Here is a 14,262-nt window from a genome sequence, read left to right as displayed (position 1 = left end):
AGCGCAGGGTAAACCTAAGGTTCCGTTAGGCCAAGGACCCGCCAAATACCGACAGCTCCACAATCTCGGCAATATCCTTTGTCCTCACATCAAGCTCCTTCATTTTGACTCCGTCCTCCAGCATCGTAAGACAATACGGACATCCGCTGCCGATCATCGTTGGAGATACCTCAAGGGCCTGCTCTGTCCGAGCCAAATTAATTCGCTTGCCGCCCGTTTCCTCCATCCACATCAGACCGCCGCCGGCTCCGCAGCACATCGCATTCTCACGCGAGCGCTTCATCTCCGCCAGCTCCATCCCGGGAATCCGGCGAAGAATTTCCCTTGGCGCTTCATAAATACCGTTATACCGTCCCAGATAACAGGAATCGTGGTACGTCATTTTTTCCCGCACCTCATGGCGAAGCGACAGCTTCCCTTCTTTGATGAGCCGCTCCAGCAATTGGGTGTGGTGAATGACCTCAACATCCTCAAGTCCGAATTCGGGATATTCGTTTTTAAAGGTGTTAAAGGCATGTGGATCCGCCGTCACAATCTTACGTACCCCATACTGCTGGAACAATGCGATGTTCTCCTGACACAGCTGCTGGAACAGGAACTCATTGCCCATCCGCCTTGGCGTATCGCCGGAATTTTTCTCTTCGTTGCCGAGAACGGCGAAGTTGATGCCCGCCTCCAGCATAAGCCTGGCGAAAGAACGGGAAATTTTACGACTGCGCAGATCATAAGACCCCATCGAACCAACAAAGTACAAATATTCAAATTGCGGATTGTCATGCACCGTCGGCACAGACAGCCCTTCCAGCTCAGCGGTCCAATTCAAGCGTTCATTTCGGCTGATCCCCCAAGGGTTGCCCTGCCGCTCGATATTTTGCAGCGCCCGCCTACCTTCTTGCGGAATACTGCCCTGCATGAGTACAAGGTGACGGCGCAGGTCAATAATCTTGTCGACATGCTCATTGCCGACAGGACATTGATCCTCACAATTCCGGCAGGTAGTGCATGACCAGATTTCCTCCTCTGTCATCACATCCCCGATCAGCTCCAGCTCAGCGGCGCCTGTTACACCGGCAGTCCCCGAATCGCTTCGATCCCGGACCCCCCAGACTGTAGACTGCCAATCCAGTGTTGGACGAATATCCGTAATCGGTGGCAGAGGTTGCAAAACGGCTAACTTATTTGCCGCTTCTTCACTTCCCGCCGACACCTCCTGCAGCATGGCTCCGGCCTCACCGCTCTCTGTTGGCAGACTTGAATCTATCCAGGCTACAGCTGAATTTTTCAGCTCACCTAACTGATGTGAAGCGGTTTGTGAAGAGGCAAAGGCATAGGATGGCTGCCATGGCGATTTTCCGGTCTGTTCGGTACCGACATCGATCAGATGATCGCGCAGCTTCGTGATCAGGTGCATAGGCGACAGCGGTTTGCCCGTATTAGAGGCTGGACATACATTCGTGCAGCGCCCGCATTCTACACAAGCGTAGAAGTCGAGCATTTGCTTGCGTGTAAAGTCCGTGATCGCCCCGGCTCCAAAGCTCTCCGCTTCTTCGTCCTCCAGATCGATGCGGGTCAGGCGACCCGGCGGTTCCGTACGACGCAGCCAAATATTAATCGGTGCTGTAATCAGATGAAAATGCTTCGATTGCGGAATATACACTAGAAAGATTAACAAGATGATAAGATGCAGCCACCAGAAGAGGTAGAAAAGCACTTCAGCAGCAGAGGTGGATAAAGCTTGGAGTGCTAGAGATATGAGTGAGGATATGGGTGCATAGAGAGATGGGTCTAATTGGAACCAAATACGCTCCAGGCTTAATGAGAGCAAAACCGTCAGCATAATGGACGAGATCAGGATGAGAACAAGGCTAGGTTTCCAGCCTTTCTTCAAGCGCGGCAGTCGTTCACCGTATCTGCGATAGGCCGCATAAGCGATTGCGATCAGAATCAGCAGAACCGTCACTTCCTGGCTAAGCCCGAATAGATGATAACCAGGCAGCGGCAGATGCCCCCCTTGGGTGAGTCCTTTGACAATCAAATCGATGGCACCAAACTGCAAAATAATGAATCCGTAAAAAATCACGATGTGCATGATTCCGCTGCGCCAGTCTTTTAGCAATTTCCGTTGTCCGAATACCTGGCTCAGAAATTCGCTCCAGTGGTTCCAGGAGAGCCTGCTTCTGGCTCGAAACTCTACGGGACGCCCTAGGCTCAAGTACAGATAACGATGGTATACCGCTTTATAAAATAAATAAATGGCATAACCCGTTACCAGCAGGAACATAATCCATTGCAGCATTTGCCACACGTTTACTTCACCCGCCCTCCTTTTGAAAGTTGTTCAAAAAAGTCCGATTTTAATAAGAAAACCGATCGAAGTTACTCAAGGATGCGCGATCGCGATGCTAAGGCAGGTTCTCTTGCGATATAGAATTTCATCAGCTTCGCTAATAACGAAACAATTCTATATCTAACACAAAGCAGCACGGAGAGCTTATTGGGCATCGGATCATGAATTTAGCCGGGCCCAAAAGTAGAGGCTTACGAGGTCATTTTCCCTCAGAAAATATTTTAGATGCTCATGCACTCTCTACAAGCAAATCCTTACGAAGTCGTTTTCTACGAAAACGTACGCTCCGCTCCTCATGCCTAGCTTCATTCAACCCCCCGGTGCCGAAAACCGACCTTTTGAACACCTCTTAAATCAAAGATTCATCTTGACAACAAAAGCGCTTTCACCTAAGATGAATAAAAAATGAATGAGTGTTCATTCATTCGATTCAAATTTTAACATTGAGGTGTCAGGATGACAAGTAGAAAACAGGAAAAATTTGAAATGATTTTGGATGCCGCGGAGAAGGTGATCGCCGAGAATGGATTTCACGGATCGCAGGTGGCCCGAATCGCCAAAGAAGCCGGAGTTGCGGACGGTACGATATATCTATATTTCAAAAACAAGGAAGATATCCTCATTTCCCTGTTCCAGAATCGCTTGGGCAGCCTTGTGGAGTCGTTCAAAAATAACATCTCTGAACAAGACAGCGCCGAGGAAGCCTTGTACAAAATATGCGATATCCACTTCTCCCTACTCGAGGAAAATATTCATCTGGCCTATGTGACACAAATCGAGCTGCGCCAGAGCTCCCTGGAGCTGCGCAAAGCGATTGGTCAGGCCGTAAAGCCCTATATTCAATTAATCGAGCATATTCTGGTAAAGGGCGTTGCAGACGGGAGCTTCCGTAAGAACCTGGACACGAGATTAACACGTCAGTTAATCTTCGGGGCTATGGACGAGGTCGTCACCTCATGGCTGATTTCGGGACAGAAATACTCCTTGACGGCCCAGGTAGCCAACACGGTGGATTTTTTCATCCGAGGCTTAAAGCAGGTCTGAGATTGAGTCGATCAAACTTGGACTTTTTGAACTACCTCTAAAAAAAGATTTGAAAGGAGTATGATGAATGAACATCTTCGTAATCCTGAAACAAACCTTTGACACCGAGGAAAAAATCAGTATACAAGAAGGCAAAATTGCCGAAGCTGGCGTCAAGTTTATTCTCAATCCCTATGATGAGTATGCGGTTGAAGAGGCGTTGCGTCAGAAGGAACAGCATGGCGGTGCAGTTACCGTAGTATCTGTTGGCCCGGCCAGGGTCGCCGAAGCACTAAGGACAGCTCTGGCCATGGGGGCGGATCAGGCTGTTCTGATCCAGAATGACGATAGCGAGAGTGATGAATTCACTATCTCCTCGCTTCTGGCCGCCTACTTCCGCGATCAAGCCTTCGATCTCATTCTCGGCGGCTATTTCTCGGTCGACAACGGCGCTGGCCAGACCGCGGTGCGACTGGCCAGATTGCTTGAAATTCCCCATGCCTCCGCCATTACCCAACTGCAAATGACTTCCGATCAAGCCACCGTTACCCGCGATGCGGAAGGCGATACCGAGAAGATTGAAATTCGTTTGCCTGCCCTTTTCACCGCCCAGCAAGGCCTTAATGAACCGCGTTACCCTTCCCTGCCCGGGATTATGAAGGCTAAGAAGAAGCCTTTTCTCACCCTGGAGCCGCAGCAGCTAAATGGGATTGCGGACATATCCCCGAAAACAATACGCACCGCCCTCTCCCTGCCCGCCGAACGCAAGAGCGGCCGCATACTGCAAGGAACGATTCAGGAACAGACCGTAGAGCTAGTACACCTGCTTAGGAGCGAGGACAAAGTCATTTAATAAAATGAAGGAGGAATTTCCTATGGGGAACACCTATGTCATCGTAGCCGAGACCAAGGACGGGCGACTGCGCCAGATCAGTCTTGAGGCGGTTCAAGCCGCCGCCCTGGCCAGTCATGAAGAGGATCAACGGATCGCCCTGCTGCTTGGACATCATCTCAAGGAAGCTGCTGACCAGCTGGCACTTTATGCAGAGGTAATTATGATCGATCATCCTGATTTGGCCGCCTATCAGGCGGAGACCTATTTTGCAGCGTTAATCCAAGCCTTGGAACCGCTCAAGCCCCATGCCGTATTCTTCGGCCATACCGCCATCGGGCGCGATCTCGCCCCACAGCTTGCCGCTCATTTAAGCGCCGGGCAAATCTCCGATGTTACAGCGATCTCCGATACCGGCGAGGCCATCACTTATACCCGTCCCCTCTACGCCGGAAAAGCATTCGAGAACAGACAGTTCAACAGTTCACCTCAAGTCATCACGATTCGCCCTAACAATATTGCACCTGCTCAGCCTGCTGACACGCCTTCTTCCATTACCGAATTATCCTCTACTCCATCAACTTTGCTTCGCAGCGCAATTCAAGAGGTTGTTAGTAAATCGGCTGGGAGAATCGATCTCACGGAAGCTAAAGTCGTCGTCTCTGGTGGCCGTGGAGTCAAGAGCAAAGCGGGCTTTCAGCCTCTCCAGGAACTGGCCGATGTACTTCAGGGAGCTGTCGGCGCTTCACGTGGCGCTTGTGATGCCGGCTACTGCGACTATTCATTGCAGATCGGCCAGACCGGTAAAGTGGTCACACCTGAAATTTATATCGCCTGTGGCATTAGCGGAGCGATTCAGCATTTGGCCGGAATGAGTCAATCCCGCATCATTATCGCCATTAACAAAGACCCGGAGGCCCCGATCTTCAAAATCGCGGATTATGGAATCGTTGGCGATCTCTTTGAGGTCGTCCCCATCCTGACGGAAGAATTCAGGAAACTGCTCGTGACCAACTAAGTGCGACAGATCAGTACGCAAATAAGGGCCAACCGTTCATAGAACTAAGGTTTGCCTGAATAAACACGAAGGCTGCCCCCGCGAGACCGCTATGCGATCTTCTCAGGGACAGCCTTTATCCTATTAATAGCTTATTTTGCGACTTTAATGCGGTCTTCGACTGGAGCGAATTGCTTCTCGCCCGGCTGTGCCGTTGGTTTGCCAAATGGCATTTGGGCAATCAGCTTCCAGGAAGCTGGAACATTCCACTCCGCCTTCACAGCATCATCAATCAGCGGGTTGTAATGTTGAAGCGTTGCACCAAAGCCTTCATTGGCAAGCGCAGTCCAGACAACCAATTGCAACATGCCGCTGGATTGGTTGGACCATACTGGGAAGTTGTCTTTGTAAAGCTCGAATTGTTGCTGCAAGCCTTCAACTACAGCTTGATCCTCGAAGAACAGCACTGTACCATAACCAGCGCGGAATCCGGCCATCTTCTCAGCGGTAGGTCCGAAGTTTTCAGCGGGAACCACCTTTTTCAGAGTATCCTCGGTAATATTCCACAGCTTGTCATGCTGCTCATTCAGCACGAGCAACACGCGGGAAGATTGCGAATTGAAAGATGAAGGAGTGTGAAGGATCGCTTCTTTTACGATTTCTTCAATCTTCTCATCAGAAATAACCGTTTCCTTGTTAATTCCATACACACTGCGTCTGTTCTTCAGCAAATCGACAAATTGACTCATTATTATTCATTCTCCTATCCATTTTCATCTTATTTTGGCCTTAAAACTGCAAACCATTCAACAATTATAGGCCAATTCTCTAAAATAAAGTTCTGTACTAACTATTTATCAGCGACTTATATTTATATATTACACAAGCGATCTGCCTATTGCAAGTACTTTTTCATAAAAAGTTATCTACATTCAAAAAGTAAGCGCATAACAAGGACTAAACGGGTATTCAGCACCAACGCTGACTACGATTAGGGCCAAACGCGGGATGTCCTCACTGACTCATCCCATGATGAGCGCCTGTGGACGCAAGCTTTGAGTAGGCTGCGCAGTTAGAGCCCTTCTTTAGGTTTATTGCACACAGTGCCTCAGTGAGATGTAGCCAGGAATGGAGAGACGGACTTTTTAGCCCCCTTCCTCTATAAGCATGACCAATGATATATTCCTATCCGGGTTTACATGGGTTATACTGGAAAAAACGATTATAGGAGTGTTACATACCTTGGCAAGAACGAAAATCTTCATAAGTTCTGTGAACGAGGATGGGCTGAAGCCGCTGCGCAAAAGCGTGTTTCATGAGCTTCAGACCCTTGGCCATGAGCCGGTGATGTGGGAGGAGAATATCGGACCGTGGCTGGCTAGCGCTGATCCCGTTACACTCTGTCTGCAAGCGGTTGAGCAATGCGATATCTATCTGTTGTTCATCGCCAGCAAGGCCGGCACCTATGATAAGGCGGCGGAAAGAACGATCACTCACCTGGAATTTATCAAAGCGCAGGAACAGGAAGTTACCATCCTGGTATTCGCGGATGTCGAGGTTAAGCGGATCTTCTTCAGTACCGTCAAGCCGCTGCTTGACCAATATATCGATCAATATATCAGCAAAGAGGAACGCTTCCCTTCCCCGCTTCATATGATGGATGCACTTCGTAAACATAAGCAAGTTCCCGGGCATATCGACCCTTATGTATGGTATTTCCTCTACGACATGATTTTGCGCAGCGTGTATGTAGATGATTTATCATTGGGGGTACCCATCGACTGGAGAAGCTATTTTAGCGATCTACTGCGCAGGGGCTCCCTTCTGCTTCCGCTTGAGGAGTCCATCCAGCTTAGCGGCAACCGGCTGGAGCAATTGGATGAGGCTTTTGATCTGATCGCTGGTTTAATGCCGCAAATGCAGATCAGCGGCTTTCGTGACGCGGAGAAATTTCTGAATCTGATTAAGGATCGCGCCTGCGGGGGTATGATTGAACACGGCTACGGGAAATATATGACGGAGAGTGTCGGAAGCTATGGAGATTGCTCCGCAATAACCCTGTATGTGAGCCAGGAGGATCAACTTCATCTGGTCGCCAAATGTGGCAAGGCGCAAGGCCCTCCGTACTATAAGCTGGACAACAAGAGCTCCTATGCCGTTTTAACTTACCAGATGGGCGATCAGCGTGAACAGGTCTTCTTCACCGCCGCCAAGAATATGTTCTACTATTGCATCCGTTCCGGGCCTTATGTCATCACTTTACATTATCCGGCTGAACCTGATTGGGATTATAGGAAGTTTATCCGCTATAAAGAAAGTGTAAACCATGCTATAATAAGTAAAAATCCTGTTATTATCGAATTCATAAAACTAAGTCTAGGAGGGATGCAGCGTGGGTAGCGGTGTATTCGTATCCAAGAATGGACGGGTAAGCAAAGCGATTGGAATTCAGCCCAAGGAAGCATTATTATTTGCCCCTCCTAAGAAGGATTCGTCGCAAATATTGGAGGAACAGCGAATTGCTGTGAAACGTAACAGCAAACAAATCAAGGATCGATTCGCCCAAGCAACCAAACGGGCATGAATTAAGTCGCTTCCCTGACGTTTATGAACAAGGCCTGTGGCTGGTTTTTATACCGGCTCAGGCTTTTTCTATTTGTCCGCTACAGCAAAATCTGTAGTCCTGAGAACCAGATGGTTACGTATGCCCGGGCAGCCTGGACGATCTGCTCTTCCTCGCTATAAAGGCGAATGATCTCAAAATATCCTTCCAAAAACGCAATCGCCAGCGGCCGCGCCGCATCCGAGTTGAGCTGCTTCGCTGCTGACGTCTTCCGGTTATGATCCGCAAAATGCATCTCAACATGACTAACAAAGCGATCAAAAAATTCATTTCTTATATTTTCTTGCCGTGTTCCCTTGCTTTTGTACAATAAAATCAGCAAACTCTGCCGATATTCGCGCAGGAACTCCGCCAGCAAGCTCTCTAATTGATCCAGGATCATCGGCATACGATCCGCCGAGATCTCCTCACTATTTTCCATAAGCTCAAGCAACCGTTCGTATGCCGGCATCGTAACGGACTCCAGCAAGGCTTCTTTATTGGGAAAATAACGATACAAGTTGCCCACCGATACCCCCACTTTAGCCGCGATATCCTTCATGGATGTCTTCTCATAACCGGGATCCAGGAACATATTTTGTGCCACTCTCAGCATAGCTTGCCGCAGCTCGTCTTTTAAAACCTGCATAAGTGTGAACCTCCATTCACTTTTAAATATAGGCATGTCCGAACTGAGTTGTCAACGCACTTCTAAAAGGGGATGAAATGATCTTGACTTTATAAATGGATCAGCGTATTTTAAAAGTGAATTACAATTCATTATTGGAGCCAATCAACAGCGCGTGAACGGATCTGGATGTTACTACACTATTTTATGAAGAGGAGCTGGAGGATTTATGATTGAAGCAACTGATTTGACATACAAGTATCCCGGAAGCAAGGAACGGGTTCTGCACGGGCTCAACTTCTCCATTCCGCAGGGGGAAATATTTGGTTTCCTGGGTCCCTCAGGTGCCGGCAAGAGCACGGCTCAGAAAATCCTTATCGGCATCCTGAAGCAATATGAAGGGCAGGTTACCGTTTTGGGGAGAAATGTCTGCGAGGCTAAATCTGATTATTACGAGAGAATTGGCGTGGCCTTTGAGTTTCCTAATTTTTATGGGCGATTTACCGCGCTGGAGAATCTCCGTCTGTTTCGTTCTCTCTATAAGGGAGCAACGCACAAACCTGAGGAGCTGCTGGAAAGAGTCGGACTTGCGAAATACGGCCATACCAAGGTAGAGAACTTCTCCAAAGGAATGAAAATGAGGCTTAACCTGTGTCGTGCGCTGCTGAATCAACCTGATATTTTATTTCTGGATGAGCCAACCTCTGGACTGGACCCAGTAAATGCCCGGATAGTCATGGAGATCATTCTGCAAATGAAAGCCGAGGGGAAAACGATTCTGATTACAACGCACAATATGCGCACGGCAGAAGAAATTTGCGATCGGATCGCTTTTATCGTTGACGGACAAATCGCTCTTATTGACACCCCTCGTGAATTAAAAGTGCAGCATGGCAAATGGCGTGTCCGGGTGGAGTACAGGAAAGGGAAGCAAGTAACACAAGAACATTTCGCATTAAGCGGAATCGGGGCTAATCCGATATTCACGGAACTGCTGCTTCGGGAAGAAATTGAAACGATTCATACGGAGGAAGCCACTCTGGAGGAGATTTTTATCAAGGTAACGGGGAGGAATCTGGAATGAGAATGGCGGGCGCCATCGCATACGATATTAAATTGCAGCATAGACACGGATTTTATTATGCTTACCTGGTGATCAGCCTATTCTACATTGGGTTATTGCGCCTTTTGCCTGCTTCCTCTCGTGAAATGGCCGATATTTTGCTAACGTTTACCGATCCAAGCATGCTTGGCTTTTTCTTTATCGGTGGCCTGGTGTTGTTGGAAAAAGGCCAGGATATTCATCATACACTATTTGTTACGCCTTATAAGCCTGAGGAGTACATGGTGTCAAAAACACTGTCGCTTACTTTGTTATCTATGATCAGCAGCTATTTGATTCATATCAGTCAATTTGGCTTTACGACAAATCCTCTGTTGTTTATAACCGGTGTGTTCCTGACGTCTGTATTTTTCACGCTGCTGGGCATGGCCGTGGCCTTTCGCTCCCGCTCATTAAACGGTTTCTTCTTTCTGTCTACTGTGGTGACATTCGTGTTCATGCTGCCGATAATGGACTATCTTCCTATCTGGTCTACGCCCTTTTATTATATATTGCCAACTCAAGGTTCGTTCATCCTGCTCCGTGCAGCCTTCGAGCCCATGCCCTGGTTGCAAATCCTATATGCGGTTCTGCTGCTTGCAGGCTGGGGTGGTCTTGCTTTCCTCTGGACGCGGTATTCTTTCCGGAAGTTTATTATGCTGAGGTTGGGAGGGGATGGATCATGATTCCTGCACTGCGTTTACTCCGCAGCGATATGAAGCTCGTTGGCCGGGATTCCATGTTATTCTTCTATCTCCTTGCCCCCTTATTTCTTATGTCCGCTCTAAAATTTGGAGTGCCGGCGGCAGACAAAGCGCTTGCGATTTACTTCCAATTCAACTTATCCGAATATTACGGTCTTATTACCGCGGTATCCCTTCTCCTGGTTAGCCTGATTCTCGGCTGTATGTGCGGATATATGATGCTGGATGAGCGGGATGACCATTTGATTCAATATTTTGCAGTGACGCCACTATCCCGCAGCGGCTATCTGGTATGCCGACTCGCCACGGCGGTTATCCTGTCCGTTGTTTACGATGCGATCCTGCTCTTGGTGGCGGCCCCCGAGTCAGTGAGTACAGCACAGGTATTATGCCTGGTACCGATGGCTGCGCTTGAAGCACCTGTTATCGCATTGTTCCTGGTTGCTTTTGCAGCTAATAAAGTGGAGGGTCTTGCCCTATCCAAAGGAGCGAGTCTGATCGTAGCCATTCCGGCGGCAGCATGGTTCATACCTCCCCCTTTAAAATATGGATTAGGCATCTTTCCCCCTTTTTGGATCTACGAAATACTGCGCCGCAGCTATGAAGAAGGTCCGTGGGGAGCGCTGCTGCTCACATTGACTGGATTATGCGTTCATCTGCTGGCCGTGTATGTGATGCTGCGCAGATTTTTGCGGAGACAGGATTAACCTTATACGCATGATTTCTAAATACGCCCCCAATGTCAAAAAAATAACTGACGATTTGGGGGCGTTAAATGATAAAGCGCTAATGACTATCGCTTAGCCGCTTAAGCGATCAGCTTCAACCCGACGGCTGCGGACAGAACCATAGCGATGAACAGTATCCTTCTCCATTCTCTGGATTCTCCGTAGAGAATCATTCCAACAAGCGCGCTGCCCACCGTGCCAATTCCAGTCCAGATCGCGTAAGCAGTTCCCATGGAGATCGACTCCATTGCAATAGATAGCAATACAAAACTAAAAATAAAACCGCCGAACAAAAGGGAGAAGGATACGATGTCCTTACGCTGGTTCAGCTTATTGATTCCGGCCACGCCCAGCACCTCTCCGAATCCGGCCAACACAAGCAAGATCCAAGCCATGACTATCCCTCCTCCTTCACTCCATGCTCTTTCGTAATCATTTTCAGACCCACTACGCCGGCTAGCAGCAGCAAAATCAATAAAATTTTTGCCAGCTTGACCGGTTCATTGAAGATTAACATCTCCGTCAGTACGGTACCCGCGGTTCCGATGCCTGTAAATACCGCATACGCCGTTCCTACCGGCAGCTTCTTTGTCGACAGAATCAACAGATACATACTGAACACAATCGAAAACGCAGTTCCCATCCATTCCAGTGCGGTTCCTGCATGCTTCAGTCCGATGACCCAGCTAATCTCAAGCAATCCAGCAATGAATACTAGTGACCAGTTACGGCTCATTTCCTCACTCCTCTCTAACGATGTTCAGATGGATACGGTAGTTAAGGTTCCCTTCACATCACCTCTCCTCTCCGAGACCTCGAAAAAACCAAAAAAAGCCCGGAGAAGATATCCTTCTGATATCCTCCCGGGCTTTTATCCCTCCGTGTCCACAGACTTTTGTGCCTGTGCGTTCTCTCTCGGACCAGTCCAGCATCAAGCCGCTGCGGAACCCTAGAGAACAAATTGTACTCTTAAACTTATCAATACACACTTATTTTAACATCTATCTTAATTCCATGCCACCCTTCAAAAATTGCTGTATCTTTATGTTAAGTTGCTTAATTGAACTATCGTTAATGAACGATTCATATATCCTAACTGAGGGAAAGCCGTACTAATACTTACACCTATTTCATCTCCTGCTGCTAAAGGGGCTTGAATCACAAAAGAGGAACTGCTTCTATTTGCTATCTTGAAAAAGGTCGTTGTATCCCCAAAAATCGGCACACCATTGTTAGTAATAATGGCATTTAAATAAGGTTCTGACGGATCTGGATCAACTGTGGCTTCGGCATTAATAGAGATTGTGATTTGATAAATTCCACTTTCACCGACGACTAATTCATTACCCGATGGACTAACTGTGATATTCATGGATAACGGACCGACGATACTAAAGGGTACAGGTTCAAATGCAGCCCCGGGCGTCTCTATGCTATTTCCCCTTAAGGAACCATAGGCCAACACAACCTCTCCAGTGGCTCCCGTAGGACCTGGTAAGCCTGTGGCTCCGGTGGCTCCGATAGCACCTGCAGCCCCGGTAGCACCTGTGGCCCCAGTAGCGCCGGTAGCGCCTGTGGCTCCAATAGCACCTGCAGCTCCAGTAGCGCCTGTAGCTCCAACGGGGCCTGGCTGGCCCATAACCCCTGCTGGCCCTATAGCTCCCGTAGGACCTACAGCTCCAGTAGGACCTGGCAGACCCATAGCTCCTGTGGGTCCCCTTGCCCCCGCAGGACCTACAGCTCCAGTAGGACCTGGCAGACCCATAGCTCCGGCAGGGCCCGTGGGTCCGGCGGGGCCCGGCAGACATATGGCTCCTGTAGCTCCAGGACGTCTTCGTCTTCCTTTTGTATTGTGATGGCAAGAATTATTACGTCGACGTTTTAGCTTTGGCACACGCCTTTTAGAAGGATATTTGGAGCAGAATGTCATTTTTACATCACCTTTTTTAAACAGGATATTCCGTTTCCAGCATAGGTACTGTATTAATACCCATAAAGACTTATAGAATGGGCATAAAACTTGTTTCGGGTTTTTACGCTGCAGGCTTTACACTCTGTCTGGACAAATTATAACGTTGCATCCCGAAAAAATTCTTGACCGAATGACAAAAGTATTTATATCAATTATGGATTAGCCCTCAATGCGATTAACACGAGAACTAGGCATCCTTAAAATATTCCCTCGCTTGTAACCCGCTCCCTAATGTTTTAACATAATAATTGCAGAGTTATGAGAGTTACTTACTTAGACTTTAAAATAGACAAAAAAGGAGTGTAGACAAAAATGGACAGAAAGCTATTTTCCACTTTTACGATCAAGAATACGACATTCAGAAACCGGGTAGTGATGTCCCCGATGTGCATGTACTCTTCACTGAATAAAGACGGCAAGGTATCTGATTGGCATCTCGTCCACTACCCGACTCGGGCAGTTGGCGGCGTAGGTCTGATTATTGTCGAAGCTACCGCTGTATCGCCTGAAGGCCGGATCTCTTATAGAGACCTTGGAATTTGGGATAACGAGCATATCGAAGGGCTGCAAAGACTTGTATCGCTAATGCAGCAGAACGGAGCCAAAGCCGGTATCCAGCTTGCCCATGCAGGCCGCAAGGCTGATCTTGAAGAGACGATTCTGGCTCCATCGGCGATTCCGTTCGCTGCTATGAAGACGCCAAAGGCCGCCGATCTTGAAGAGATTCAGGGAATCGTGCAAAAATTCCGGGATGCGGCTCGCCGCGCTAAAGAAGCTGGATTCGATGTCATTGAACTTCATGCCGCTCACGGTTATTTGCTGAACGAGTTCCTGTCGCCGCTCTCCAACCATCGTGAAGATGAATACGGCGGAAGTGCCGACAATCGTTATCGTCTGCTCGGGGAAGTGATTGAGGCTGTCAAGCAGGAATGGGACGGCCCTCTATTCGTGCGCATCTCCGCCGAGGAATACGCGGAAGGCGGCAACCATCTTGAGGATTACATCCACTATGTCCGTAAAATGAAGGAACAGGACGTTGATTTGATCGATTGCAGTTCAGGTGCCCTTGTCCCCGCTCATATCGACATTTTCCCTGGCTATCAGGTGCATCTGTCCGAACAGATTCGCCATCAAGCCGAGATTCCAACCGGCGCGGTAGGACTTATTACAAGCCCGCAGCACGCAGAGGAGATAATCGGCAACGGCAGAGCCGATCTGGTCTTCCTCGGACGCGAGCTGCTGAAGGACCCCTATTGGACCTTGCATGCAGCCAAAGAGCTAGGCGCTGAGATTCAGCCCCCGAAGCAGTATGATCGGGCGTTCTAAG

At 48.6% G+C, this 14,262-nt stretch carries 15 protein-coding genes and 1 riboswitch; of the genes, 9 read left to right on the top strand and 6 right to left on the bottom strand.

Annotation, left to right across the window (positions count from 1 at the left end):
• Positions 1 to 25: 25 nt before the first annotated feature.
• Complete coding sequence (locus DMN77_RS03915) at positions 26 to 2,296, bottom strand: (Fe-S)-binding protein (protein WP_179013680.1); 2,271 nt, start codon at positions 2,294 to 2,296, stop codon at positions 26 to 28.
• 507 nt (positions 2,297 to 2,803) lie between these two features.
• Between DMN77_RS03915 and DMN77_RS03910 the strand changes: the two genes are divergently transcribed.
• The 3 genes from DMN77_RS03910 to DMN77_RS03900 all read left to right on the top strand — a co-directional run bounded on the left by DMN77_RS03910 (position 2,804) and on the right by DMN77_RS03900 (position 5,220).
• Positions 2,804 to 3,391 carry a fatty acid metabolism transcriptional regulator FadR gene (locus DMN77_RS03910; RefSeq protein ID WP_179013611.1) on the top strand — a complete coding sequence of 196 codons (588 nt, stop codon included), beginning with the start codon at positions 2,804 to 2,806 and terminating at the stop codon, positions 3,389 to 3,391.
• A 67-nt stretch (positions 3,392 to 3,458) separates the two neighbouring features.
• Positions 3,459 to 4,223, top strand: a complete 765-nt coding sequence (locus tag DMN77_RS03905) for an electron transfer flavoprotein subunit beta/FixA family protein (RefSeq protein ID WP_179013610.1) — start codon at positions 3,459 to 3,461, stop codon at positions 4,221 to 4,223.
• A 22-nt stretch (positions 4,224 to 4,245) separates the two neighbouring features.
• Complete coding sequence (locus DMN77_RS03900) at positions 4,246 to 5,220, top strand: electron transfer flavoprotein subunit alpha/FixB family protein (RefSeq protein WP_179013609.1); 975 nt, start codon at positions 4,246 to 4,248, stop codon at positions 5,218 to 5,220.
• Between the two features lie 131 nt (positions 5,221 to 5,351).
• Here the strand turns inward: DMN77_RS03900 and DMN77_RS03895 are convergent, their stop codons facing one another.
• A complete protein-coding gene (locus tag DMN77_RS03895) occupies positions 5,352 to 5,948 on the bottom strand; it encodes a nitroreductase family protein (RefSeq protein ID WP_068781062.1) in 597 nt (198 codons plus the stop codon).
• Positions 5,949 to 6,441: 493 nt separating this feature from the next.
• Here DMN77_RS03895 and DMN77_RS03890 point away from each other — a divergent pair, with 493 nt between their 5' ends.
• A complete protein-coding gene (locus DMN77_RS03890) occupies positions 6,442 to 7,599 on the top strand; it encodes a DUF4062 domain-containing protein (protein WP_179013608.1) in 1,158 nt (385 codons plus the stop codon).
• Complete coding sequence (locus tag DMN77_RS03885) at positions 7,592 to 7,783, top strand: hypothetical protein (RefSeq protein WP_068781060.1); 192 nt, start codon at positions 7,592 to 7,594, stop codon at positions 7,781 to 7,783. The genes DMN77_RS03890 and DMN77_RS03885 overlap by 8 nt, the downstream gene beginning before the upstream one ends.
• Positions 7,784 to 7,862: 79 nt before the next feature.
• Here DMN77_RS03885 and DMN77_RS03880 read toward each other — a convergent pair whose 3' ends face one another.
• Positions 7,863 to 8,450, bottom strand: coding sequence for a TetR/AcrR family transcriptional regulator (locus DMN77_RS03880; protein ID WP_179013606.1), 588 nt, complete (start codon positions 8,448 to 8,450; stop codon positions 7,863 to 7,865).
• 208 nt (positions 8,451 to 8,658) lie between these two features.
• On the opposite strand from DMN77_RS03880, the gene DMN77_RS03875 reads away from it, so the two are divergent.
• From DMN77_RS03875 to DMN77_RS03865, 3 genes are read left to right on the top strand one after another with little or no spacing between them, the layout of a single operon-like run.
• Positions 8,659 to 9,513 carry an ABC transporter ATP-binding protein gene (locus DMN77_RS03875; RefSeq protein WP_179013605.1) on the top strand — a complete coding sequence of 285 codons (855 nt, stop codon included), beginning with the start codon at positions 8,659 to 8,661 and terminating at the stop codon, positions 9,511 to 9,513.
• Entirely contained in the window at positions 9,510 to 10,217 is a 708-nt protein-coding gene (locus DMN77_RS03870) for a fluoroquinolone export ABC transporter permease subunit (RefSeq protein WP_068781057.1), read from the top strand. Before DMN77_RS03875 ends, DMN77_RS03870 begins: the two co-directional genes overlap by 4 nt.
• Positions 10,214 to 10,942, top strand: coding sequence for a hypothetical protein (locus DMN77_RS03865; RefSeq protein ID WP_179013603.1), 729 nt, complete (start codon positions 10,214 to 10,216; stop codon positions 10,940 to 10,942). Before DMN77_RS03870 ends, DMN77_RS03865 begins: the two co-directional genes overlap by 4 nt.
• Before the next feature lie 101 nt (positions 10,943 to 11,043).
• Here DMN77_RS03865 and DMN77_RS03860 read toward each other — a convergent pair whose 3' ends face one another.
• The 3 genes from DMN77_RS03860 to DMN77_RS24115 form a co-directional block, all read right to left on the bottom strand.
• On the bottom strand, positions 11,044 to 11,358 hold the full coding sequence (locus DMN77_RS03860) for a DMT family transporter (protein ID WP_068781055.1): 315 nt from the start codon (positions 11,356 to 11,358) through the stop codon (positions 11,044 to 11,046).
• 2 nt (positions 11,359 to 11,360) lie between these two features.
• Complete coding sequence (locus DMN77_RS03855; RefSeq protein WP_068781054.1) at positions 11,361 to 11,699, bottom strand: DMT family transporter; 339 nt, start codon at positions 11,697 to 11,699, stop codon at positions 11,361 to 11,363.
• A 122-nt stretch (positions 11,700 to 11,821) separates the two neighbouring features.
• Positions 11,822 to 11,927: riboswitch (guanidine-I (ykkC/yxkD leader) on the bottom strand.
• 78 nt (positions 11,928 to 12,005) lie between these two features.
• Entirely contained in the window at positions 12,006 to 12,665 is a 660-nt protein-coding gene (locus DMN77_RS24115; protein ID WP_218652840.1) for a collagen-like protein, read from the bottom strand.
• Between the two features lie 582 nt (positions 12,666 to 13,247).
• Between DMN77_RS24115 and namA the strand changes: the two genes are divergently transcribed.
• Positions 13,248 to 14,261, top strand: a complete 1,014-nt coding sequence (gene namA / locus DMN77_RS03845; RefSeq protein ID WP_179013600.1) for an NADPH dehydrogenase NamA — start codon at positions 13,248 to 13,250, stop codon at positions 14,259 to 14,261.
• Position 14,262 lies beyond the last annotated feature (1 nt).

The sequence above is a fragment of the Paenibacillus sp. 79R4 genome (assembly GCF_013393165.1).
Lineage (GTDB): Bacteria > Bacillota > Bacilli > Paenibacillales > Paenibacillaceae > Fontibacillus.
Note: the sequence above shows the minus strand (reverse complement) of the source record. Positions and strands in the feature narration are given on the sequence as shown.

Excerpts from the sequence above, each read along its gene's own strand:
- namA (WP_179013600.1), top strand. The coding sequence starts at position 13,248 with ATGGACAGAAAGCTATTTTCCACTTTTACGATCAAGAATACGACATTC.
- DMN77_RS03915 (WP_179013680.1), bottom strand. The coding sequence starts at position 2,296 with ATGCTGCAATGGATTATGTTCCTGCTGGTAACGGGTTATGCCATTTAT.
- DMN77_RS03860 (WP_068781055.1), bottom strand. The coding sequence starts at position 11,358 with ATGGCTTGGATCTTGCTTGTGTTGGCCGGATTCGGAGAGGTGCTGGGC.
- DMN77_RS03870 (WP_068781057.1), top strand. The coding sequence starts at position 9,510 with ATGAGAATGGCGGGCGCCATCGCATACGATATTAAATTGCAGCATAGA.
- DMN77_RS03865 (WP_179013603.1), top strand. The coding sequence starts at position 10,214 with ATGATTCCTGCACTGCGTTTACTCCGCAGCGATATGAAGCTCGTTGGC.
- DMN77_RS24115 (WP_218652840.1), bottom strand. The coding sequence starts at position 12,665 with ATGGGTCTGCCAGGTCCTACTGGAGCTGTAGGTCCTACGGGAGCTATA.
- DMN77_RS03875 (WP_179013605.1), top strand. The coding sequence starts at position 8,659 with ATGATTGAAGCAACTGATTTGACATACAAGTATCCCGGAAGCAAGGAA.
- DMN77_RS03895 (WP_068781062.1), bottom strand. The coding sequence starts at position 5,948 with ATGAGTCAATTTGTCGATTTGCTGAAGAACAGACGCAGTGTGTATGGA.
- DMN77_RS03880 (WP_179013606.1), bottom strand. The coding sequence starts at position 8,450 with ATGCAGGTTTTAAAAGACGAGCTGCGGCAAGCTATGCTGAGAGTGGCA.
- DMN77_RS03905 (WP_179013610.1), top strand. The coding sequence starts at position 3,459 with ATGAACATCTTCGTAATCCTGAAACAAACCTTTGACACCGAGGAAAAA.
- DMN77_RS03855 (WP_068781054.1), bottom strand. The coding sequence starts at position 11,699 with ATGAGCCGTAACTGGTCACTAGTATTCATTGCTGGATTGCTTGAGATT.
- DMN77_RS03900 (WP_179013609.1), top strand. The coding sequence starts at position 4,246 with ATGGGGAACACCTATGTCATCGTAGCCGAGACCAAGGACGGGCGACTG.
- DMN77_RS03910 (WP_179013611.1), top strand. The coding sequence starts at position 2,804 with ATGACAAGTAGAAAACAGGAAAAATTTGAAATGATTTTGGATGCCGCG.